This window comes from Bacillus sp. Leaf49 (genome assembly GCF_001426125.1).
Taxonomy (GTDB): Bacteria; Bacillota; Bacilli; order Bacillales; family Bacillaceae; genus Bacillus; species Bacillus altitudinis.
Genome location: NZ_LMRK01000021.1, coordinates 47,282 through 67,207, shown reverse-complemented (window position 1 = coordinate 67,207; position 19,926 = coordinate 47,282). Strand labels below are relative to the sequence as shown.

Below are 19,926 nucleotides of genomic sequence, written 5' to 3'. Positions count from 1 at the left end.
TAGCTGTATAGAGAGGAAGCAGACATTCAAACGCCTGCTAATCAATATAAAAGCATATATGAAACAGGGGGCCTGATGTTGAATGAGCGTCATCGAAAATCGTTTTAATGAAGAAGAGAAAAAGCTATTATTAAACGTATTACTGAATCAGGAATATGCTGTCGAATTACTAAGCAGTGAGATCAATGATATAGAATGTGGAACAAAAAATGTCGACGACAATACGTATAAGAAATTGATCACATTGTATGACAGAGTAAGGTTTGAGAATTAATATCGATTGAACATTCTATTAGATACTCTACGCTGAGTATCTTTTTTATGCAGAAAAAAATCTTTCGACAAAATTCGTTTTAGTTTATGCTTAATGTTAAAGGGGAATGTATGATTGATGATTGAGAGAAAAGGGGTCGAAGAAACATGATAGAGATAGAACCGGCTCAATTACTTGAGTCAACAGTAGCTGAGCATATGATTGATGCAGATAAAGTGGCACACGTTCAAATTGGAAATAATCTTGAGCACGCCCTATTGGTCCTGACAAAAACAGGATATACAGCCATACCTGTTCTGGATGCTTCTTATCACCTTCATGGGTTAATTGGAACAAATATGATCATGGATAAAATCTTTGGCTTAGAACGAATTGAATTTGAAAAGCTCGACCAATTGAAGGTAGAAGAGGTCATGCTATCAGATATTCCAAGACTGAAAACGACGGATCCTGTTTTAAAAGGCGTTCACGCTGTGACGAATAATGGATTTGTTTGTGTGGAAAATGAAGAGCAAGTATTCGAAGGAATTTTCACTCGGCGTGTTGTATTAAAGCGCTTAAATGAAGTCATTCATTCCGCAAAAAAATGAGCTGCAGCCCAGCTTATTTTTTTTGCCTTCATAAGCTATTATTTATATAATGACTATATAAAATAAGAAAAACTTATCAAGAGAAGGAGGGCGCCCATGCAGCTTCAAGAGTTACATATGCTTGTTGTACTTAGTGAGGAATTGAATATGAGAAAGGCTTCAGAGCGGCTCTTTGTCTCTCAGCCTGCCTTATCTCAAAGACTGCAAACGATTGAAAAAGAGTGGGGAACCAAAATCTTTTTTCGTTCACAAAAAGGCTTGACAGTCACTTCAGCCGGCGAACAGATTATTCAATTCGCCAAAGAGGTCACGACTGAGCAGGATCGAGTGCGAGAGAGAATTGACGAGCTTGAAGGAGACATTCACGGTACACTCAAGCTTGCAGTTGCGTCCATTATTGGTCAGCACTGGCTGCCAAAGGTGCTGAAGCGGTATGTCGAGAAATACCCAAATGCCAAAGTATCTCTTGTGACAGGCTGGAGCAGTGAGATGCTTAAAAGTCTGTATGAAGACCATGTCCACATTGGCATTATTCGAGGGAATCCTGATTGGAAGGGCACAAAGGAATACTTAATGACCGATCATTTATATTTAGTCGATTCTGTCATCAAGGACGTGGATGAGTTAATTGAGACAGAACGCCCGTTTATTCAATTTAAAAGTGATAGCACCTATTATCAAGAAATTCAGCACTGGTGGCATCAAAAGTTTAAAGTGTCACCAAAACAGACGATTCTTGTGGACCAGATTGAGACATGTAAACAAATGGCCTATCACGGTATCGGCTACGCCATTTTGCCTTCGGTCACCTTATATGATCATGAGAAAAGCGTACACAAAACCCCGCTCGTAGACGCAAATGGAGAGCAAATCGGACGTGACACGTGGCTGTTAGGATATGAAGCCTCTTTTCAGTTAAAACAAGTTCAAGCATTTGTTGGTGTGGTGAAAGAAATGCTTGAAAGTGAGGCAGTGTAAGTACTTCTGGAAGAGGAGGTGCTTTTTAGGATAAGTGGTTTGATAGGTTTCTAATAGATTTATCTACTGAAAAAGCAGAAAGCTGGAAGAAATGATGAGAAATCAACAAAAAAAGAAGATGGATATACCGAAGTGGGGAACTTATTTACGCGAGAGATGGCGTGGACGTTTTGCAAGTCATCTTTCTTTAGAAGAACAAAAAGAGATTGGGATGGATGGCTTCCTATGGCACTTATGTAGCTGGGGAAAAGTTGAATGCCTTGAAAAAGAGGCAGCGATCAACGCCTTTCATCAGCAATCAAAGCGTACATGTACGATTTTTTATCAATTTACTCAAGAAGCGTATCTGTTTGAAAACGCCGCTGACCTGTCAGTAAAGGAATTGCCGTATACAGACGGACACATGGACTATAGTGATCTGTATGTCATGGATTGGGAAGAAAATTGGACATTTGTGATGACGCACGAAACCGATTGCGGTCCATATTTTATTCAGAAATAAAAAAACGAGTGACATAGGGTCACGATCAATTAGAGCCGCCTTCCAATTGGAATGAGCGGTTTTTTGATGTACGTCATGTTTATTTTGAACAACACCTTTTCATAAAACATTTGACAATGAAAATCATTATCATTTAAAGTGTACATATAATAATTGAAAATGATTATCATTTAGATGAGGTGACCAATAGATGAAAGCACTAATTGCATTTGCGAGTATGTCTGGCAATACGGAAGATATGGCAGCGATCTTAAAACAAACGCTTGAAGGAAAAGGGATAGAGACAGAGATGATGGAATTTGACGACACAAGCGTAGAAGATCTTTCTTCATACGATTATGTCATGATCGGCTCTTACACATGGGGTGACGGTGATTTACCTTATGAAGCTGAAGATTTTTATGAAGAGGTCTCAGCCCTTGAACTTAGTCACATCAAAGCGGCGGTATTTGGATCAGGCGATTACAGTTATCCGAAGTTTTGCGAGGCTGTTCATACCTTTCATGACATGCTGAAATCGACAGGTGCATCCGTATTTCCTGAAACATTGAAAATGGAACTTGCGCCAGATACAGATGAAGATGTGGCGTGCTGTGAGGAGTTTGCAACGAGCTTTTTAACGTGGGCATCATTGTCTGAGAAAAGAGTTGAAAATCATGTTTCATAAAGGTGCGACAGCTGTTGCTGCGTCTAAAAGTGGCGGCTACTTTGTTGCTGTCAAACGAGAAGGTATTTTTCATTACAGTGTGGAGGGCGGATGGCAGCAGCTTTTTAAGCTCAAGCATAAAATCCACGCTATCAGTTATATTGGTCCGTATTTGTTCGGAGTTGGTGAAAATGGAACTGTCATACGATCAGGAGATGAGGGCCACACGTGGGCGCTATCATCTTTTCCGACAAATGCAGTTGTTTGGTCTATTACAGGACGCAAAGATGGGTTTGTATGCGCACATGGAAAGCATAGTATTTATGTGTCAACCGATTTCGGAATTTCCTGGGAAATTATGAAGCCATTTGCTCATGTAAATCAGCCCCCTGTGATTCGCTCATTATGTGTAGCCGGTGATTATCTTTATATTGGAACACAGATTCATGAGGTGCATGGAGGAATATGGGTGTATGACTTGCAAAGTGAACAGATTTTTCTCCTAAACAGAGAAGAGCACCGAATGACTGCTTCTATGTTGCTTTGCGGGGAACACCTCCTTGTCTGTGCGATGGGCTCTAAAAAAGGGAAAAGAGGATCTGTTCAAATTTTAGACTTACATACAAATATGCTGCATGATATTCAATCACAAGCTTTTGCGCGAGAGGAATCATTTTTGGATGTGTCAGAGGATAACGGCATTGTGTACGTGACCACCTCACAGGACGAGCATGGATTTTCTAAGGTATATCAGCTTGATATAGAGCAAAAAGAGCTCAAGTGGTTTGATACGATCAAAGGGCACGGTTTTCGTGTCGCCAATCAAAAGGAGAATTTTTTCTGTGCGGGTTTATATGAAAGTAAGTTTGTCAGGCCTTATGAGGAACCTGCACTGATTCATTAATAAGGAGGAAGAAAAAGTGACGAAAAAAGTTTTATTGGTGTATGCCACAATGTCAGGAAATACAGAAGCAATGGCTGATTTAATCGAAAAAGGATTAAAGGAAGCTGGGGCTAGCGTGGACCGGCATGAAGCGATGGATATTGATGCTGAACTTCTTCATGATTACTCGCACATTCTGTTAGGTGCATATACTTGGGGAGATGGTGATCTTCCAGATGATTTTATTGATCTATATGAGGAAATGGAAGAGCTTGATTTGACGGGTAAAGCATTTGCTGTATTCGGTTCTGGAGATACATCTTATGAACATTTTTGCGGAGCTGTGGATTTAATTGAAGAAAAAGTGAAGGAACTGGGCGGTGATATCGTCCTACCATCCATCAAAATTGAGCTGAATCCAGAAGGAAACGAGGAAGAGGAATTGATTTCTTTTGGTAGACAATTTGTTCATCTTCACCAGCAAGAAGCGGGATAAAGAGGCCCGCTTGTTTTATTTGCCAAGGCGCAGACGATTCTTTCACTTGTCATTAAAACTCTCCTTTGGTACAGTAATGAAGTATAAATTAAGAGGAGGACATACATACATGAAACAAATGGACGCTAATGAAATTATTTCATTTATTCAAAATAGTACAAAATCAACACCTGTGAAAGTCTACATTAAAGGGGACTTAGAAGGTATTGAATTTGGTGAACATGCAAAAACATTTATCACAGGTAACACTGGTGTTGTCTTCGGTGAGTGGAGCGAAATTCAAGAAGCTCTAGCATCAAACAAAGACAAAATTGAAGATGTTGTCGTGGAAAATGACCGTCGTAACTCTGCGATTCCTATGTTGGATTTGAAAAACATCAAAGCACGTATTGAGCCAGGTGCAATCATTCGTGATCAAGTGGAAATTGGCGATAATGCAGTCATCATGATGGGTGCTTCTATTAATATTGGTTCAGTCATCGGTGAAGGTACGATGATTGATATGAACGTTGTTCTTGGCGGCCGTGCGACAGTAGGTAAGAACTGTCATATCGGTGCGGGATCTGTTCTTGCAGGTGTTATTGAGCCGCCTTCTGCTAAGCCAGTTGTAGTAGAAGATGATGTTGTCATCGGTGCAAACGCTGTTGTTTTAGAAGGTGTGACAATTGGAAAAGGTGCAGTTGTAGCAGCTGGAGCGATCGTTGTGAACGATGTCGAGCCTTACACGGTTGTAGCAGGTACACCTGCAAAGAAAATCAAAGACATTGATGAAAAAACAAAAGGTAAAACTGAAATCAAACAAGAACTGCGTCAGCTTTAATTGACACAATTCGCAGCTGAAGACATAGACGTGGATGATATATCCACGTCTTATTCGTATAGAGGAAAGGAAGCGAGTTCACTTGTTAAATCGTGAGCAATTAATATCCATTCGAAGAGATTTGCACCAAATTCCTGAGCTTGGTTTTAAGGAATTTAAAACACAAGCTTACCTCATCAAGCATCTCGAATCGTACCCAACAGATCGAATCGAGATGGAAACATGGCGGACTGGACTTTTTGTGAAAGTAAAAGGGACAAATCCTACGCGCGTCTTTGCGTATCGTGCAGATATGGACGGATTATCTATCCCTGAAGAAACGGGCTATCCATTTCAATCGGTACATGAAGGCCACATGCATGCATGTGGACATGATCTTCATATGACCATTGCTCTTGGTATCATTGATCATTTCGTGCATCAGCCAATCAAAGAAGATCTGCTATTTATTTTCCAACCGGCAGAAGAAGGGCCAGGCGGAGCTGAACCAATGCTTACAAGTGATGTTCTAAAAAAGTGGACGCCAGACTTTATTACAGCGCTGCATATTGCACCTGAATATCCAGTCGGCACGATTGCAACAAAGCCGGGCTTATTATTTGCTAATACGAGTGAGCTTGTGATCGATCTTGAAGGAAAAGGCGGGCATGCCGCATACCCTCATTTAGCAAATGATATGGTGGTGGCTGCAAGTGCACTAGTAGGGCAGCTGCAATCGGTGATTTCACGAAATGTGGACCCTCTTGATAGTGCCGTTATTACAGTTGGCACGATTACAGGTGGCACTGCTCAAAATATCATTGCGCAGCACGCAAAGCTTGATGGAACCATTCGCACGCTCTCGCCAGAGTCTATGGAAAAGGTGAGAAAACGAATTGAAGCACTGGCAAAGGGAATTGAAATTGGCTACGAATGCAAGGCGACAGTTCGATACCCTTCATCTTATTACGAAGTGGACAATTCAAAGGATTTGACAGAGGAATTTATGTCATATGTAGCCGAAGAAGGTCTTGCGAATGTCATTGAATGCAGAGAAGCGATGACAGGAGAAGATTTCGGCTACATGCTGAAAAAATATCCCGGGTTCATGTTTTGGCTAGGGGTAGATTCAGAATATGGTCTGCACCATGCAAAACTCACGCCTGACGAAAATGCGATTGAAACAGCTGTAAACGTCATGACAGCTTATTTTAAAAAGCAAGCAGGTGAATGAATAATCAAATGGTCTCCTGTACACCTTATGAACAGGAGGTGTTCTTGATTATGACAAGAATTGGTGTAGAACCATCTTTATCCGATGTAGAAGAGCTTTTGAAGCAAAAAGGGTATGATGTCGTACGTATTCAAAATGAACAGCAAATGGATCAGTGTGACTGCTATGTGGTCACAGGACTAGATTCAAATGTTCTTGGCATTTCAGACACAACGACAAAGGCATCTGTCATTACAGCGTCAGGTATGACGGCTGATGAAATTTGTCAAGAAGTAGAACAGCGTGTTCAATAAAACTAACAAAAAAGAACCAGGATATTATGATCCTGGTTCTTTTTGCTCTTTGGCTAGATCGAGTGCTTCTTTCATTTTTTTGCGTAGAATTCGTTCGACACGCCACTGCTCCATCGTTTCAGTTTTTGCAATGATACGAAGGACGAGGGATGAGGAGCCAAATGATTCCACTCCAACGACTTGAGGACCTTCAATGATTTGCGGCATGCTCTCACGAACTTCATCACAGGCTGCTTGCAAAGTGGTGATCATCTGATCCACATTTTCATCTGGGGATAATTCGATATCAACGAGTGCCTGCATCGTCCCTCGTGAATGATTGCTTACATTCAGTATACTTCGGTTCGGAATGAAATGAAGAGTGCCATCAAAGCTTCGAAGCTGTGTTGTTCTCAGTCCAATTTGTTCAACGATCCCATCGAAACCAGCAACCGTTATATACTCGCCGACATCAAATTGTTTTTCCAGCAGTATGAAGAAGCCTGTCACAATATCACTCACCAATCCCTGAGCGCCAAATCCAATGGCAAGTCCTACAACACCTGCGCCAGCCAGCAAGGCGGTTGGGTTATAATGAAATAAGTCGAGGATCATCACAACTAGAATAAAAATCAGCAAGTAGGCGAAAATATTTAAGGTAAGACTTTGCAGCGTTTGAGCTCGTGATAAAGAGACATCGTGCTTCTCAGAGAATGCTGAATAGGCACGCTTAATCATCTTATTTCCAATCGCTCTGATGATAAAATAAATCACAAAAATAGCAATGAGTTTTAGCAAAATCATACTGATATTCATGATGATGGAAACCCAATCTACTTGTTCAAGTGCTTTCATGATCTTCAAAACCTTTCTATGTATGTGCGAAATGAGAAGCTAATCATTTGTTCCCTTAAGCAAGTCATGTTAAACTTTTAATAGTTGGAGCGAGAGATTGTGACAAATCGTTAATTAAATTTATTATTAATTAATATTGACTAAAAATCGCTTAAGTATTATAATTATATTTGTGAAGTTATTAACTAAATGAGAATTCAACCTGTTGATTCTCATTTTATATACAGCTAAGAAGTCTGTATAAAGATATTATTTTTGGAGGGATTTACATATGGCAGAGCGTTTTGTAGGAAAACAAGCTCCACGTTTTGAAATGGAAGCAGTACTTGCTAATAAGGAATTTGGTAAAGTGAGTTTAGAGGAAAACATCAAGAATGACAAATGGACAGTTCTTTTCTTCTATCCAATGGATTTCACTTTTGTTTGTCCAACTGAAATTACAGCAATGAGCGATCGTTATGATGAGTTTGAAGATTTAGATGCAGAAATCATTGGTGTATCTACTGATACAATCCATACGCATCTTGCTTGGATCAACACAGATCGTAAAGACAATGGTCTTGGTGAATTAAAATATCCACTAGCTGCTGACACAAACCACACAGTATCTAGAGAATACGGTGTTTTAATTGAAGAAGAAGGAATTGCACTTCGTGGTCTATTCATCATTAATCCAGAAGGCGAACTTCAATATCAAACAGTATTCCACAACAATATCGGTCGTGATGTAGATGAGACACTACGTGTTCTTCAAGCATTACAAACTGGTGGACTTTGCCCAGCGAACTGGAAACCTGGTCAAAAAACACTTTAATTGATAGTTGAAGAAACAGTCTAACGGGTGTTAGACCTTCAGATTGTTGACAAAGGGCTAAAATGAACTTGATTTTAGCCCTTTGTCTTCTTTTCAGCGTGATAAAAAACCTTTGAAGTCTAGGAAGAACGAGTACTGGCGCGAAGCGAATGTGACATTCCGTGAGCACCAGCACGCAGGACCGAAAAAGAATGCGAGGGTTTGTCTACATGCTGGGGTCTAACTGATGTTAGACTTTTTTGTTTCGAGACATACAATGGATGGAGGCGCTTCAAAATGAAATTACGTCAACCAATGCCAGAACTAACTGGTGCAAAAGAATGGTTAAATGGAGAAGTAACAAGAGAAGAATTAATTGGTGATAAACCAACATTGATCCACTTCTGGTCAGTTAGCTGTCACCTTTGTAAAGAGGCGATGCCGCAAGTGAACCAATTCCGTGATGAATACAAAGATCAACTAAACGTGATCGCAGTTCACATGCCACGTTCAGAGGATGACCTTGATCTAGAAAAAATCAAAGAGGTTGCAAATGAGCATGAAATCACTCAGCCAATCTTTGTAGACAGCGACCATAAATTAACAGAAGCATTTGAGAACGAATATGTACCAGCTTACTATGTATTCGATAAAACAGGTGCTTTACGCCACTTCCAAGCTGGCGGAAGCGGTATGAAAATGCTTGAAAAACGTGTCAATCGAGTTCTTTCTGAGTCTGAAAAGGCTGCAGAATAGGCTTTCCCCCCATGAATGGGGGTTTTTTCATGGGGAAAAATAGGAGACATATTGCACTGGATGAATATGATTGTAGGTGGAATGCCTAAGAAAAGAGAAAATGAGGGATTTCATTAAAAAAATTTCCTAAAATAAAAAGGTATTATGACCTATTTACATTTTTATTTTGAAATGAAAATGTAAAGATTTTAACTTTTTACTATTCAGAACGTTTTTGCACAAAAGAAATTTCAGTTTGGTAAATAACTATATAAATCAAGTAGTATAAGCATTTATTCAAAATTTTTACAATATTTTAAAGGTGGTCAAAAGCCTATAGTGGCAATGAAATGGGTGCCGATTTTTCTTCTTTGGCAAAATTTTAGTTGGAAATACCTATCTGATAGCAAACTGTAAAATGATAAAAAAATAGTTGATAAAATTAGTTTTCTAATCTAATATTTACTATAGAATATTTTTTATATGATGAGGGGGAAATCCATTGTTTAATGAGAGGGAAGCGTTACGTTTACGATTGGAACAATTAAATGAAGCAGAAGTAAAGGTCATCCGTGAATATCAAATTGAACGAGATGCGATTTACGCAAAACTAAGAGAATTAGACCGTCAAGGTACAGGTCTCGTCACAGATACAAAAAAAGAAGTACGTACAGAGAGAAAAACAGATTCACTGCCTGTATTAGCTGAGCTGGCTGCACAAGAAATGAGAAGCTACAATCAGCCTGCGCAAACGCAGTCAAACGTTACATCATCTTTAGGAACAGGTCAGCTAAATGGTGCACCTGTAGGTATTCCTGAAGGATCTACAAGACGCAGAAGAGGCACAGCTAGACCTGGATCAAAGGCAGCTAAGCTTCGTGAAGCTGCAATCAAAACATTAAAGCGTCATAATGCGGCGATTAAAAGCTCTGAACTTCAAAAAGAGATTGAAAAAGAGAGCGGTCTTGAAATTCCAAATATGACAACGTTTATGCAAAGCTTAATTAAAATGTACCCAGAAGTGAAGAAACCTTATCGCGGACAGTATATTTTAGAAGGCGACATTCAAACAGAAGACGAATAAATAAAAAAGAAACTGCTGGGCGTAAATGCCAGCAGTTTTTTCTTGCGTACGTGATGAATGAATCACTTTTTTTGATCAACTGTATAGACAATCTTTCGTTCTTTGGGCATGTTGTCGCGCTGTTTTTTAAATCCATCGATCTTCACTGTCATGACCTCTCCACTCCGCTGCACCGCATCAACTTTTGCCTGGAGCGTTTCTACTTGTTCGTTTAGTTTCTTCAAAATCGGTCCTATTTCTTCGGTTGTTTGTAAAATAGGGTCTTGTGAGAACGGCTCGGCATTTGTTTGGGCTGACTGGTCGATATCAGCAAAATGAGAAGCGATCCATTCCTCGCTTTCGGCCAACTGTTTTTGGTAGCTCGTGAGCGTTTCATAAAAAATGGCTTCTTTTGCTTTTTCGATTTGCAGTAATTTTTCTTGTGTTTCATAAAAACGCTCCTGTAGATGCCGGACGCCTTCTTGTAATAAATGAAGCTCTGCGTTTTTATCGCCTAGAGTTTGCTGCAGTTTTTCAATCACAGCGGATAAAGTATTTCCTTTTTTCTCCTCTTTTGCAAGCTGTTTATCTTGGTCTAGTAATCGCTCCTGTAGTTGCTGAGACATTTCCTTATATTTTACAACCTTCAAATGCAATCGGTGCTTTTCCTCTGTTTCTTTTCGTCTATGATAGGTTTCCTTTTGCAGCATTTCATGAAGAAGGACGATTTTATGTAATAATTCCGATTTGCTATAAGAGAGATCTTGTATTTTAGATGATGCTTCGTCTTGGTCAATGGTCATTTCATCCAATTGTTGTTTTAATTGAGTGAAATCCTTTTTCATCTCATGATATTCTTGAGATAGCTTCTTGTTTTTAGCATAGGTATACGTGGACTGTAAATCTGAAATTATCTGTTGATATTTGGCCGTTTCAGCTTTTAAAAATAGATTTTCTTGAGACAGATCATGGAATAGGGGAGAAGCATGGCGCCGGTTCATAGGTAGACCCTCCTTATTCATGTTATCAATAAAGTATGCGAAATGAGTGCGATTAGAACAACCATATCAAAGGGGATGAGATGATGAGAATAGTGAATGTGATACTAGCCGGAGGTGCTTCTAGGCGTTTTGGAGAGCCAAAGGCAAGTCATGTCTATCAGGGGAAACCACTATATGAACATGTGAAAGAGCAACTTTTGAAAGGGGAAACCATCATCATCAGTCACCCGAAGCTTCTCCCTTTTTTCAAAGCAAGAGGGGAACAAGCTGTTTGGTTAGATGATGAACAGGTGCGCGGGTATGGCCCGCTTGCAGGTATATATACCGCTATGCAAAAGCAAGAAGCAGATTGGTATTTAGTGACGGCATGTGATATGCCATTCATACGAAAAGAGACAGCCGTCGCTTTATCTTCTTATTGCCATGAGCATGTAGATGCTGTGGTTCCGATGGTACAGGGAAGATTACAGCCGTTATTTGCGCTTTATCACCGCCGCAGTCTTCCGTTTATTTCTGCGTGTTTAAAAGAGAATCAATTAGCTATCAAAGACTTACTGCAAAAACTTCACGTCCAGGTTGTTCCAGTCGACGAACTGAACGTAGCACCAAAGGAATTTCATAATATCAATAAAAGAAGCGATTTACCTGAAAACGGTATGATATGATACATAAAAACGAGGAGGAGAGAACAATATTGAACGAGCGATATTCAAGGCAAATTTTGTTCCCTCCGGTAGGGAAAAAAGGGCAGTCTGCGCTTGCCGAAAGTCATGTCCTTATTGTTGGAGCTGGTGCACTTGGAACAGCGTCTGCTGAAGGGCTTGTCCGGTCTGGAATTGGTACTTTGACGATTGTAGATCGCGATTATGTCGAATTCTCAAATTTACAGCGGCAGCAGCTGTACACAGAACACGATGCAAAGATGCATGTACCAAAAGCGGCAGCAGCTAAAAAACGTCTCCAAGAGATCAATCGTGAAGTGACCATACACGCCCTTATTGAAGATGCGGGGGTGGAGCTGTTAAGACCTTTATTCCAAAAAGCAAATATCGTCATTGATGCGACAGATAATTTTGAGACAAGAATGGTGATGAATGATTTATCTTTAGAAACAAATACGCCTTGGATTTACGGAGCCTGTGTGAGCAGTCAGGGAATGTATATGACCATTTTGCCGGGCAAAACACCTTGCTTATCATGTGTGTTTACCTCAATGCCTGTTGGGGGTTTGACATGTGATACAGCTGGTATTATTTCTCCTGCTGTCCAAATGGTGTCGGCTTATCAGCAGACAGAGGCATTAAAATATTTAACAGGGCATGAAGAGCAAATGGAGCGAAAGTTTGTCACGTTTGATTTGTGGCAGTCGTCTTCGTTTAAAATGGATGTATCTCGTACGAAGCAGGAAAGCTGTCCATCTTGCGGCACACATAGAACGTATCCATATTTAGATGAACAGCGTAAAAAAACAGCGGTTCTTTGCGGACGTGACACCATTCAGATCATATCGAAGGATTTGGAAAACCTTTCATTTCAGCGTGTAAAAGAGCGTCTGTCCTCTATTTGTGAGGTGGAAGTGAACGATTTTTTAATTCATATACGCTATGAAACACACCGTATCGTTTGTTTTAAAGGAGGACGTGTATTAATCCATGGGACTAATGATGAAAGAGTAGCCAATTCATTACTAGCAAGACTGCTAGGCATATAGGAGTGAGAAGTGATGGAAAGACGACAGCCAATTCCAGTAGAAGAGGCAGTAAAGAAAGTCCACCAATTTCAAAAACATGGACAAGTCGAATGGGTTCCTTTAAAGAACAGCCTTGGAAGATGGATTGCAGAGGATATTTTAGCAGACCATGATGTTCCTGCCTTTGATCGTTCTCCGTATGATGGTTTTGCACTTCGGGCAGAAGATACAAAGGAAGCATCAAGCGAGCATCCGGTTGAATTTGAGGTCATTGATCATATTGGGGCAGGTATTGTTTCTGCAAAAACGATCGGTCCTTTTCAAGCGATTCGCATCATGACAGGAGCGAAGATTCCAAAAGGAGCAAATGTTGTGATCATGCTCGAATTGACGAAAACGTTTGAAAAAGACGGTAAATCAATGATGTCACTTAAAAGACCTCTGAAAAAGGGTGACAATATTTCTCGGCAAGGAGAAGAGACCCTCAAAGGGAACGTCATGATCAAAAAAGGCTCAAAAGTAACCCCAGGCGTGACGGCGATATTAGCAACGTTCGGGTATGCGGTTGTGCCAGTCGTCAAAAAACCGGTGATCGGTATCATCTCAACAGGTACCGAGCTCCTACAAGTAAGTGATGCCATGGTGGACGGTAAAATTAGAAATAGTAACCTAAGCATGGTATACGCTCAGGTTCTTGAAGCTGGAGGAGAACCGCTTGATTTAGGCGGTGTATCCGATGATTTTGATCAAAGCTATGAAGCAGTAAAAGCAGCCTTAAGCAAAGTTGATATGCTCATCACAACAGGTGGTGTATCGGTAGGTGATTTTGACTTTTTACCTGCTATTTATGAAAAACTAGGTGCAGAGGTGTTGTTTAATAAAGTCGCCATGAGACCTGGAAGTGTGACGACCGTTGCTGCGTTGTCAAATGGTCAATTGCTTTATGGGCTGTCAGGAAATCCGGCTGCCTGTTTTGTTGGCTTTGAACTATTTGTCAAACCGATCATTTATAAATGGTGTTTGAAAGAAAATCCATTTCCCGTTTTTGCTGAGGCGAAGCTGACACATGATTTTCCAAAAGCCAATCCGTTCACACGATTTGTTAGAGCATCACTTGATTTCGCTGGCAGCCAGCTGAGTGTGACGCCAACCGGTCTTGATAAATCTAGTGCGGTGACATCTATTGCTCATGCTGATTGTTTCATTGTTTTGCCTGGAGGAACAAGAGGGTTTAGTGCAGGTGACCAGGTCAGCGTTCTGCTATTTCACCACGAAGGCGGTGCTCCATGTTGGATGACAAATTAAACATTCTACAAGTCGTGGGCTATCAAAATAGTGGTAAAACGACGCTGATCGAAAAATTATGTCAGCTGGCGGATGAAGAAGAAATGCAGCTAGGCTGCTTCAAACATCACGGACATGGCGGAAAACCAGACCGTCTGTTCAAACAAAAAGATACGGATCGATATGTTCAAGCGGGTGCATTTGCCGCAGGTGTGGAGGGAGAAGGTGAATGTCACTTTTTCATACGGCACATGACATTCACACAACTAATCAACATGTGTCAGCATCTTCCTTTAGATGCCGTCTTGATCGAAGGATACAAACAGGCGCCTTACCGCAAAATCCTGTGTGTCAAAGACGAACAGGAACTCATTGATCTTTCGACACTTTCTCATATACAAGCAGCCATTTATTTCAATAAAGAAATACAATTCACTGAGAAATACCCGTTTCCTGTGTTTTCAGCATTTGACAGGCGCGGGATCACATTTGCTTTTAATTTATTGAAGGGGGAAGCCTCGTATGAATGAACTTTTTAAGATCACAAAAGAGCCAATTGATGTGAATGAATTGATTCAGCATGTCACAAGGCGCAAAGCAGGAGCCATTACGACATTCATAGGCACGGTAAGAGAATGGACAAATGGCAAAAAAACGCTGCGTTTAACATATGAAGCATACATACCAATGGCGGAAAATATGTTGAGTCAAATTGGACAAGAAATTAAAAAACGCTGGCCTGATACAGAAGCTGCCATTGTGCATCGTATTGGCACTCTTGAGATATGTGACATTGCAGTGGCAATAGCTGTTTCATCACCTCATCGGAAAGCTGCATACGAAGCCAATGAATATGCGATTGAACGAATAAAGGAAATAGTTCCTATATGGAAAAAGGAATACTGGGAAGATGGAGAGGCTTGGATAGGTGATCAGCTTGAAACCGTTTCATACCCGGAAGGAAAACCTAGTACTCTACAACTTAACGAGAAAGAAGGGAAGCGGCATGATTAGCGTATTATTGTTCGCCGGCCTTGCTGAGAAGGCCGGTAAACAACAAATCATCATTCAAAAAGATCAAACAACGGTTGATGAGATTAAAATAGAATTACAGGAGGTATATGGTGTTGATACTGCACAAAACGTGATGGTTGCAGTCAACGAAATATATACGAGGGGAAATGCTGAAGTGCGTAGCGGGGACACTGTTGCACTCATTCCTCCTGTAAGTGGTGGATAATAGATATTAGAGGATTTGGTTATGGCCAGCGGCTGTAACCAATTTTTTTATGTGTGAAAAGTTTGGAGAGGTACTTGGGTATGATCTTCGTAAATAAAACATCCCCGGCGTGCTTTAGAAATGTGAGGATCGAGCTGTTGAATGAGATCATACAATTCGCTGATTCGTCTCACATTGAAATCTGTTTGAGCTTGAAGCTGTTCTTTTAGTTCTTTTGTGCTCACGATGCTTCCCTTTTTTTCTTTAATAATATCTACACACCTTGCTGCGTAGTATATTTTGTCATTAGAAGGTCTGCTCTCTTTCATATCAAGTAATTTGAGCTCATGATAAATCAGTTCTCTTTCCTTTCTAAAGTATTGCCATGCTTCTTGTTCCTTTTCATAAAGTAAAATCAATTGCATTTTCAATTTTTCTCTTAACATTCACTTGACTCCATTTCCACTATCATTTAACCTACCTCTATTTTACATTATATGAAAAAATAACATTTGATCAAGTAAAATCCTTTTATTTTTATTTTTTTAATATGAAAGTATTGATACTAAAGGCTCATCTGTTCTATAAAAGGCGCTAAACATAGTCCTATAAAGCCGGGATTCATTGAAATTACTAGGAATATTTTAACAAAAAATTGTTGTGTCTAACTGAGACCATCTGAATCCAAAGGAAAAGGATATTTATTCCGAAAGACATGTTGTTTACTTCATAAACTGTTTTTCAGTCAGTAAAATCATGATTTTTTCATATGAATATGGTCGGATCAAGGTATCATTTGAAGGATGTCGTTCATGAAAATAGAATAATAGATTCAATCCTATCACTATGAAAATAAGAAAATCAAATGATCTATCACTTATTGGCAATCTTTTGATAAAATAGAAACAACAAGATTATGAAAAAACGTTTCGATACTTACAGCACATGGAGAGGATGACATTTGATGAAAGAAACAACGCCAAAACCCACAATGATTGGAGTAAGCACAAGACCATCAGAGCATTTAAAAAGAGTGTGGGAGCAGCCATTCGTTTGGTGGCCTTTATCATGTGTGCTTGTATTAACAGTTGTTGTCACTTATTTGTCTCAGCTAGTGAATGAAGGATTGTGGGCAGATTTAATTTTACCAATCCCTTTCGTTTATGTGATCACGCTTATTGGTCTGGTCATTGGGATTGTCATTAATACTGCCGTATACAAGTTCATCGTCTTTTTAGCAAAAGGTGATGCAACATTTCATCAGCTGTTTTCAGGTGTACTGTATATCACACCTATTACGATCATTGGTACGATTATTTCTCATTTGGCGATCATTTTTTTTCATGTGCCAAAAGATATCACGGTTACCTCATTAAACGCATTCATTCGAATGTCTGGTCCATGGCATGCCGTGTTAGCCAATATCGATCTTTTTGTGATCTGGAATCTTGTTTTAACAGGCTTTTTATTGATCAAAGTCGGCCGCATTTCGCCAAGAATATCTTGGATTATTGTGAGTGTCTTTTATGTATTATCTTTAATTTTTCAATATGTAGGAACCACAATCACCATCAACATGCAGTAAGCTGGGGGTAGAATGTTTTTATGAGAAAGAAAATCATTATCGGATCCATTATCATTATTGTGATTGGTCTATTCATTGGATTTAATATTGCAAAAAACCAATCAAAGCCTGCCTCTACGGCATCATTTAAAACAGTCCAACTTGCATCAAAAGAAATAACTTCTACGGTGATGACGCCTGGAACACTTTCATTCTCGGAGGAGCAATTCATTTATACAGAAGAAGAGAAGGGAAGCCTGAATCATATCGCTGTGAAAGAAGGAGAAAAGGTGAAAGTTGGAACACCGCTCCTTACATATGAAAATAAGGAACTGGAGCTTGAAGAACAGCAGCAAGCACTTGCGGCTGAATCAAGTACACTAAAGCTTGAACAATTACAAAATAGACTCAATACATTAGATGAAAATCAGGGGAAAAAGGCGGGCTCTGATTCGAAAAACGAGCGAGATCAGCTTGAACTCGAACTCAAAGCCGCTGAATTAGAGCAAAAACAAGCGGAGCTTAACCAAGAAAAAGTAAAGGCACAAATAGAAGATTTAACGATACATAGCAAAATTGAAGGAACAGTCATCTCCATCGAGCAAGATGCTGGCGCAGGGAAGCTAGAAGAGAGGCAGCCGGTGATCCATATTGGCAATGAGAAAAAAATGATCGTACGAGGCTTAATCACTGAGTATGACGCTATGAAAGTCAAAAAGAAACAAAAAGTAAAGGTAACGTCTGATGTCATTCGCGGAAAGAGCTGGCAAGGAGTGGTGAAAAAAGTGGGCGCTGTGCCTGCCCAGTCAACAGCAGAAACAGCTGCTAGTGATCAAACCGTACAATATCCAGTCGAAATTGAAATAAAAGGGAAAAAGCCGGATGCAAAACCAGGCTTTAAAATGATCATGGAAATTGAAACGGACAAGCGTCAAGTGCTCACAATTCCTGAAACAGCTGTGAAAAAAGAGGAAGATGGATCATACGTTTATGTTGTTGAAAAGAATGCACTAAAGAAAGTAAAAGTGACATTAGGTGAAACGTCAGGTCAAGATCTTGAAGTGACGAAAGGTTTAACAAAAGAAGATCAAATCATTGCAGAGCCATCAGATGATATGTATGACGGAATGGAAGTGAATGCTGAATGATTCAGCTTTCAAACGTGACAAAAAGCTACGAAGTCGCTGAGGAGACTTTTGATGTATTAAGTGATGTGAACCTTGTCATTGATAAAGGCGAGTATATGTCCATTATGGGCCCGTCCGGCTCTGGAAAATCAACGTTAATGAATATCATCGGCTGTTTGGACCACCCGACCTCCGGACAGTACCATTTTCAAGGTATGGAGCTGTCGGCAGCAAAGGATCAAGAACTGGCAGTGATTCGAAATCGATCCATTGGTTTTGTTTTTCAACAATTTTATTTACTGCCTAGATTAAATGCGAGGCGAAATGTTGAACTTCCGATGATTTACGCTGGTATCAGTCAAAAGGAAAGAAAAGAACGTGCGGAAATGGCACTTGAAAAGGTTGGTTTGGCAGATCGAATGAAGCATATGCCAAACGAGTTGTCAGGGGGTCAAAAGCAAAGAGTAGCCATCGCACGTGCGATTGTCAATGAGCCGGAGCTCATCTTGGCAGATGAACCAACAGGCGCTCTTGATTCAAAAACGAGCGGCTCGATTATGGAACAGTTTACAAAGCTCAATGAGGAAGGAACAACGGTTGTGCTCGTTACTCATGAAGAAGAAATAGCTGCGTATACAAACCGGATAGTCGTTGTAAGAGATGGACGCCTCGTTCAAGATAGATTGATACAAGGAGACGCAATGAATGAAACTCTTTGAAAATATCAAAATAGCGCTAAATTCTGTCCTAGCTCATAAATTGCGGTCTATTTTAACAATGCTTGGAATTATTATTGGGGTTGGATCAGTGATTGCAGTCGTTGCCATCGGTCAAGGCGGAGAGCAAATGCTGAAAGAATCAATTTCAGGGCCAAACAATACCATTGATATGACCTATACACCCTCTGATGAGGAGTTAAATGCGAATCCTAATGCGTTATTTGAAGCCACATTTACTGAAGAAGACATTCAAAGTGTTCAAGCATTGAATGGGGTTAAACGGGTTGCCTCCTCCACGGCACAAGGCATGCAATTAAGATTCCAAGATACAACAATAGATGCAACGGTCAATGGGATTAATGAAGGGTACACGAATGTACATTCATTACATATAGCAGAAGGACAGGACTTACGTGAAATCGATTTTAGGAGCGGAAGAAGGGCAGCTGTTATTTCAGAAGGGATACAAAAAGAATTGTTTAATGGAGAGAAGGCAGTAGGCGAGTTGATTTGGATGAATGGACAGCCGGTTGAGGTGATCGGAGTTTTAGCAAAACAGGAAGGTCTGTTTTCATTTGATATGAATGAAATATATGTCCCTTTTGCAATGTTGACAACTGCATTTGGTGTGAAAGAATATGATAAGTTGTCTATTCAAGTTGCACATGCTGATCAAATGAAAGAAGTGGGAAAGAGTGCGGCTGCACGCTTAAATGAAAATCACCATACAGAAGATGCTTACGAAATGATCAATCTGGAAGAGATTGCAGCAGGCATTGGTCAGATTACGTCTGTCATGACAACAATCATTGGCTCAATTGCTGGTATCTCATTACTTGTCGGCGGCATTGGTGTCATGAATATTATGCTCGTATCTGTCACAGAAAGAACAAGAGAAATTGGAATTCGAAAGGCACTTGGGGCAACTAGGGCTCAAATACTCGTTCAGTTTTTAATTGAGTCTGTCGTCCTGACACTGATCGGTGGGTTACTTGGAATCGCGCTTGGCTTAGGAGGTGCTTCACTTGTGTCACTGTTTGCAGGATGGCCTTCTCTTGTATCGTGGCAAATCGTATGTGGAGGCGTCCTATTTAGTATGCTCATTGGTATTATTTTTGGACTGATTCCTGCCAATAAAGCAGCGAGGCTCGATCCGATTGAATCACTTAGATATGAATAATCCTAAAGTTAACGTACGAGGT

General features: G+C 40.2%; 26 protein-coding genes. 23 read left to right on the top strand and 3 right to left on the bottom strand.

Annotated elements, in window-relative coordinates:
* Positions 1 to 82: 82 nt before the first annotated feature.
* From abbA to ASG46_RS13425, 10 genes are all read left to right on the top strand, one after another.
* Positions 83 to 274 carry an antirepressor AbbA gene (abbA, locus tag ASG46_RS13470; protein ID WP_008347999.1) on the top strand — a complete coding sequence of 64 codons (192 nt, stop codon included), beginning with the start codon at positions 83 to 85 and terminating at the stop codon, positions 272 to 274.
* Positions 275 to 420: 146 nt separating this feature from the next.
* The gene (cbpB, locus tag ASG46_RS13465) at positions 421 to 864 is read left to right on the top strand and encodes a cyclic-di-AMP-binding protein CbpB (protein WP_007498671.1); all 444 of its coding nucleotides are present in this window, start codon (positions 421 to 423) and stop codon (positions 862 to 864) included.
* A gap of 96 nt (positions 865 to 960) precedes the next feature.
* On the top strand, positions 961 to 1,842 hold the full coding sequence (locus ASG46_RS13460) for a LysR family transcriptional regulator (RefSeq protein WP_007498669.1): 882 nt from the start codon (positions 961 to 963) through the stop codon (positions 1,840 to 1,842).
* Positions 1,843 to 1,936: 94 nt separating this feature from the next.
* Entirely contained in the window at positions 1,937 to 2,344 is a 408-nt protein-coding gene (locus tag ASG46_RS13455) for a DUF4275 family protein (protein ID WP_056704817.1), read from the top strand.
* 190 nt (positions 2,345 to 2,534) lie between these two features.
* Positions 2,535 to 3,011 (top strand): flavodoxin, encoded by a 477-nt coding sequence (locus ASG46_RS13450; RefSeq protein WP_056704815.1) that lies wholly within the window; start codon positions 2,535 to 2,537, stop codon positions 3,009 to 3,011.
* Entirely contained in the window at positions 3,001 to 3,894 is an 894-nt protein-coding gene (locus tag ASG46_RS13445) for a WD40/YVTN/BNR-like repeat-containing protein (RefSeq protein WP_008347991.1), read from the top strand. The genes ASG46_RS13450 and ASG46_RS13445 overlap by 11 nt, the downstream gene beginning before the upstream one ends.
* Before the next feature lie 16 nt (positions 3,895 to 3,910).
* Complete coding sequence (locus ASG46_RS13440; protein WP_008347989.1) at positions 3,911 to 4,369, top strand: flavodoxin; 459 nt, start codon at positions 3,911 to 3,913, stop codon at positions 4,367 to 4,369.
* Positions 4,370 to 4,478: 109 nt separating this feature from the next.
* Positions 4,479 to 5,189 (top strand): 2,3,4,5-tetrahydropyridine-2,6-dicarboxylate N-acetyltransferase, encoded by a 711-nt coding sequence (dapD, locus tag ASG46_RS13435; protein ID WP_008347987.1) that lies wholly within the window; start codon positions 4,479 to 4,481, stop codon positions 5,187 to 5,189.
* Positions 5,190 to 5,223: 34 nt separating this feature from the next.
* A complete protein-coding gene (locus tag ASG46_RS13430; RefSeq protein ID WP_046527697.1) occupies positions 5,224 to 6,402 on the top strand; it encodes an N-acetyldiaminopimelate deacetylase in 1,179 nt (392 codons plus the stop codon).
* Positions 6,403 to 6,452: 50 nt separating this feature from the next.
* Entirely contained in the window at positions 6,453 to 6,695 is a 243-nt protein-coding gene (locus tag ASG46_RS13425) for a YkuS family protein (protein WP_003211408.1), read from the top strand.
* A gap of 24 nt (positions 6,696 to 6,719) precedes the next feature.
* Here the strand turns inward: ASG46_RS13425 and ASG46_RS13420 are convergent, their stop codons facing one another.
* On the bottom strand, positions 6,720 to 7,529 hold the full coding sequence (locus ASG46_RS13420) for a mechanosensitive ion channel family protein (RefSeq protein ID WP_008347975.1): 810 nt from the start codon (positions 7,527 to 7,529) through the stop codon (positions 6,720 to 6,722).
* 271 nt (positions 7,530 to 7,800) lie between these two features.
* On the opposite strand from ASG46_RS13420, the gene ahpA reads away from it, so the two are divergent.
* The 3 genes from ahpA (at position 7,801) to ASG46_RS13405 (ending at position 10,141) form a co-directional block, all read left to right on the top strand.
* Complete coding sequence (gene ahpA, locus ASG46_RS13415; protein WP_007498654.1) at positions 7,801 to 8,343, top strand: biofilm-specific peroxidase AhpA; 543 nt, start codon at positions 7,801 to 7,803, stop codon at positions 8,341 to 8,343.
* A gap of 276 nt (positions 8,344 to 8,619) precedes the next feature.
* On the top strand, positions 8,620 to 9,078 hold the full coding sequence (locus tag ASG46_RS13410) for a TlpA disulfide reductase family protein (RefSeq protein ID WP_008345174.1): 459 nt from the start codon (positions 8,620 to 8,622) through the stop codon (positions 9,076 to 9,078).
* Positions 9,079 to 9,559: 481 nt separating this feature from the next.
* The gene (locus ASG46_RS13405) at positions 9,560 to 10,141 is read left to right on the top strand and encodes a Rok-like winged helix domain-containing protein (RefSeq protein ID WP_007498648.1); all 582 of its coding nucleotides are present in this window, start codon (positions 9,560 to 9,562) and stop codon (positions 10,139 to 10,141) included.
* A 62-nt stretch (positions 10,142 to 10,203) separates the two neighbouring features.
* On the opposite strand, the gene ASG46_RS13400 is transcribed toward ASG46_RS13405, so the two are convergent.
* Entirely contained in the window at positions 10,204 to 11,121 is a 918-nt protein-coding gene (locus tag ASG46_RS13400; protein ID WP_025207264.1) for a hypothetical protein, read from the bottom strand.
* 83 nt (positions 11,122 to 11,204) lie between these two features.
* On the opposite strand from ASG46_RS13400, the gene ASG46_RS13395 reads away from it, so the two are divergent.
* The 6 genes from ASG46_RS13395 to moaD are packed head-to-tail and all read left to right on the top strand — an operon-like array spanning position 11,205 to position 15,335.
* On the top strand, positions 11,205 to 11,786 hold the full coding sequence (locus tag ASG46_RS13395) for a molybdenum cofactor guanylyltransferase (protein WP_025207265.1): 582 nt from the start codon (positions 11,205 to 11,207) through the stop codon (positions 11,784 to 11,786).
* A 29-nt stretch (positions 11,787 to 11,815) separates the two neighbouring features.
* Positions 11,816 to 12,832 carry a ThiF family adenylyltransferase gene (locus tag ASG46_RS13390; RefSeq protein ID WP_025207266.1) on the top strand — a complete coding sequence of 339 codons (1,017 nt, stop codon included), beginning with the start codon at positions 11,816 to 11,818 and terminating at the stop codon, positions 12,830 to 12,832.
* A 9-nt stretch (positions 12,833 to 12,841) separates the two neighbouring features.
* Entirely contained in the window at positions 12,842 to 14,116 is a 1,275-nt protein-coding gene (locus tag ASG46_RS13385; protein ID WP_025207267.1) for a molybdopterin molybdotransferase MoeA, read from the top strand.
* Positions 14,098 to 14,625: a molybdopterin-guanine dinucleotide biosynthesis protein B gene (gene mobB, locus ASG46_RS13380; RefSeq protein ID WP_019743802.1), complete on the top strand. Its 528-nt coding sequence runs from the start codon at positions 14,098 to 14,100 to the stop codon at positions 14,623 to 14,625. The genes ASG46_RS13385 and mobB overlap by 19 nt, the downstream gene beginning before the upstream one ends.
* A complete protein-coding gene (locus ASG46_RS13375; RefSeq protein WP_008345161.1) occupies positions 14,618 to 15,109 on the top strand; it encodes a molybdenum cofactor biosynthesis protein MoaE in 492 nt (163 codons plus the stop codon). Before mobB ends, ASG46_RS13375 begins: the two co-directional genes overlap by 8 nt.
* Positions 15,102 to 15,335: a molybdopterin converting factor subunit 1 gene (moaD, locus tag ASG46_RS13370; protein WP_008345159.1), complete on the top strand. Its 234-nt coding sequence runs from the start codon at positions 15,102 to 15,104 to the stop codon at positions 15,333 to 15,335. The genes ASG46_RS13375 and moaD overlap by 8 nt, the downstream gene beginning before the upstream one ends.
* Positions 15,336 to 15,382: 47 nt before the next feature.
* Here the strand turns inward: moaD and ASG46_RS13365 are convergent, their stop codons facing one another.
* Entirely contained in the window at positions 15,383 to 15,760 is a 378-nt protein-coding gene (locus ASG46_RS13365) for a Rok-like winged helix domain-containing protein (RefSeq protein ID WP_017359410.1), read from the bottom strand.
* A 518-nt stretch (positions 15,761 to 16,278) separates the two neighbouring features.
* Here ASG46_RS13365 and ASG46_RS13360 point away from each other — a divergent pair.
* From ASG46_RS13360 to ASG46_RS13345, 4 genes are read left to right on the top strand one after another with little or no spacing between them, the layout of a single operon-like run.
* Positions 16,279 to 16,899 carry a YIP1 family protein gene (locus tag ASG46_RS13360; protein WP_008345152.1) on the top strand — a complete coding sequence of 207 codons (621 nt, stop codon included), beginning with the start codon at positions 16,279 to 16,281 and terminating at the stop codon, positions 16,897 to 16,899.
* A 20-nt stretch (positions 16,900 to 16,919) separates the two neighbouring features.
* On the top strand, positions 16,920 to 18,026 hold the full coding sequence (locus ASG46_RS13355) for an efflux RND transporter periplasmic adaptor subunit (RefSeq protein ID WP_017359409.1): 1,107 nt from the start codon (positions 16,920 to 16,922) through the stop codon (positions 18,024 to 18,026).
* Positions 18,023 to 18,724 (top strand): ABC transporter ATP-binding protein, encoded by a 702-nt coding sequence (locus ASG46_RS13350; protein ID WP_017359408.1) that lies wholly within the window; start codon positions 18,023 to 18,025, stop codon positions 18,722 to 18,724. The genes ASG46_RS13355 and ASG46_RS13350 overlap by 4 nt, the downstream gene beginning before the upstream one ends.
* Complete coding sequence (locus tag ASG46_RS13345) at positions 18,711 to 19,904, top strand: ABC transporter permease (protein ID WP_017359407.1); 1,194 nt, start codon at positions 18,711 to 18,713, stop codon at positions 19,902 to 19,904. The genes ASG46_RS13350 and ASG46_RS13345 overlap by 14 nt, the downstream gene beginning before the upstream one ends.
* The last annotated feature ends 22 nt before the right edge of the window (positions 19,905 to 19,926 follow it).